Origin of the sequence: Streptomyces sp. WAC06614 (assembly GCF_003949795.1) — a bacterium.
In the GTDB taxonomy this organism is placed as follows: domain Bacteria; phylum Actinomycetota; class Actinomycetes; order Streptomycetales; family Streptomycetaceae; genus Streptomyces.
The window spans coordinates 1-2,308 of the sequence record NZ_RPRY01000581.1 but is presented as its reverse complement, the minus strand read 5'-3'; the positions used below and the strand labels follow the sequence as shown (position 1 = coordinate 2,308).

Sequence of the window (2,308 nt, the reverse complement as noted above, 5' to 3'; positions counted from 1 at the left end):
GACCCCGACACCGACCCCGACCACCCCGCCCGCACAGCCGCAGCAGCCCAACAGCACCCAGTGGTGCCTGCCCGTCTCCCTCGGGGACTGGCTCTCCAAGCTCATCGGCCAGCAGTCGGTCTGCATCCGGATCGACTGGGACAAGGCCGGCCGCTGGCCCTTCTAGCCGGGTCATCGCACCCGCAGCTCGTTGAGCCGGGCCCGCCAGTCACGGGCCGCCGGCAGCGCCTCGCGCAGCGCGCTCACCGCCCGCTCGCGCCCCGTCACCTGCGACTCGTGCAGCCGCAGCAGGGGCGCGAGCGCGGGGGTGGCCAGCAGGAAGCGCTGGTTGACCACCGTCTCGGGCCGCCAGTGGTTCTTGTACGGCTCGTTGCCCCGCAGGAAGCTCACCACCGGGCGGCCCTCGGCCAGCGCGCGTCCGGCCTCGTAGCGCAGCAGCAGCGTCGCCACGTCCACCTTCCTGGCCCGCAGCTCCGGATCGGCGCCGTACAGGTAGCCGCCGCTCAGCCCCGCCGACAGCAGGGTGACGTTGGCCGCGACCACCTTGCCGTCCAGCCGGAACTCCGTCAGCCGGCCGTCGCCGGTGCGCACCATCCGCCGGGTGGCCCGGGTCAGGTGCTCGGCGAACCGCGGCTTGAGGTGCTCGGGGGTCACCCCGCGCCCGCGCCACTGCTTCTCGTGCAGCCGCAGCAGGGTCCGTACCGCCCGCGGCACCTCGTGCTCGGTGACCTCGTGCTCCTCAAGCCCGGCCGCGTCGGTCTTGCGCAGCTTGGCCCGCACCCGCTGGGCGCCGCCCGTCGGCATCCGTTTGACCAGCTCGTCGAACGGCAGGGCGGGCAGCTCCATGCAGGTGGAGTCGGTGAGCCGGCTGCGGGCCCCGGGCCAGGCCCGGAACAGCTCCTCGGCGGCCGCCCCGGGCCGCACCTCGCGCAGGTCCACCACCGCGCCGCGGGCGGCCCGGTGCAGGCCCTGGGCCAGGGCCGGCACGACCTGGTCGGCGTGTTCGCGGTCCACCAGGACGTCGCAGTAGTCGGTGATCCCGCCGCCGAGCGGCACCAGCAGCGGCAGCGGCCGGTGCACCAGCATCAGCGGGGCGGCGCCGACCAGGTGGTCCCCGCGCCGCACCAGCACGGTCCGCAGCCGCCCCTCGCGGCCGTACGACAGCCACCACGAGTGCAGCCAGGCGTGGCTCTGGAAGGGGGTGGCGGTGGGACAGGCCCGTACGAGCCGGCCCCACTGCTCCTCCAGCGAGGCGAACTGACGGGGGTCGCGGCACAGCGTCGCCGTCAGGGCCCCCGTGGAGCCCTTGCTCATCGCACGGACTCCTTCTCCTTCGCGGAGCCGGCGGAGCCCGCGGAGCCGGCCGAGGACACCGGGCCGACCGCCAGGTCGCCGTGGTCGCCCTGGGCGGGCAGCGAGGCGTACTCGACCGCGGCGGGCTCCTCCGTACGGCGGCCCCGGCCGCGCGCGGGCCGGGCCAGCAGCCACAGGCCGCCGGCCAGCCCGCCCGCGCACAGGCCGACGGCGCCGCTGATCGCGGCGGACGGGGAGGCGGGCTCGGTGGGGGCCACCGCCTGGTTGAACAGCAGGAGCTGCACCCCGGTGTTCTTGGCGGCCTGATTGCTGCTCAGGGAGAGCGCGTCGGCGACCGCGTTGGCGATGTCCGCGGCCCGTGACGGGCTGTGGGAGGTCCCGGTGATCGCGATCATCGGGGACTCCGGCGAGGTCTCGGCCCGCACCTGGGTCCGCAGCTGCTCGGCCCGCACCCCGGCCCGCGGCTGGGCGTAGGCGAGGGTGGAACTGCTGGTGGCGATCCGGGCGTAGGCCTGGGCGAAGCCGAGGGCGGTGGCCGGTTCGGTGGTCTCGTCGGGCACGGCCACCAGGTAACTGGTCGCCGCGTACTCGGGCGCCTTGAGCACCCCGTAGGCCCCGCCCGCGGCCAGGCCCAGCAGGGCGCAGGCGGGCAACGGCCACCAGACGGGCGGTGGCAGCAGACGGCGGCGCAGTCCGCCGCGCAGGTCCCGGCCCCGGCCCCGGCCCTTGCGCCCGGCGCGGCGCTCGCGCCCCTCGGTCCGGGCCTCGGCCCGGGAGGTGTCGCGCGGCTCGGTGGCGGGGCCGTCCGGGTCGGCTTTCTTCTGGTCGCTGCTGGTGCGGTCGGCGGTGTCGGCCATGTGCGTGCTCACTTCCTCGTGGACCGGAGGGGGGTGGGTGGCTCCGGCGTCTGCGTCGTACGGGATCGCGCACACCGCGCGGCGCGCGGTGCGGTCGTCGGTCCGCCGGGCCGGGGCCCGGGCGGGACCCGGAGGCC

Annotated in this window: 2 protein-coding genes; both read right to left on the bottom strand. The window is 76.4% G+C overall.

From position 1 onward, the window contains the following. Window positions 1–171: 171 nt before the first annotated feature. Entirely contained in the window at window positions 172–1,314 is a 1,143-nt protein-coding gene (locus tag EF918_RS34920) for a GNAT family N-acetyltransferase (protein WP_125652873.1), read from the bottom strand. Beyond that, a partial coding sequence (locus tag EF918_RS38820) for a hypothetical protein (RefSeq protein WP_260610982.1) occupies window positions 1,311–2,308 on the bottom strand: 998 nt, incomplete at its 5' end. The genes EF918_RS38820 and EF918_RS34920, both read right to left, overlap by 4 nt.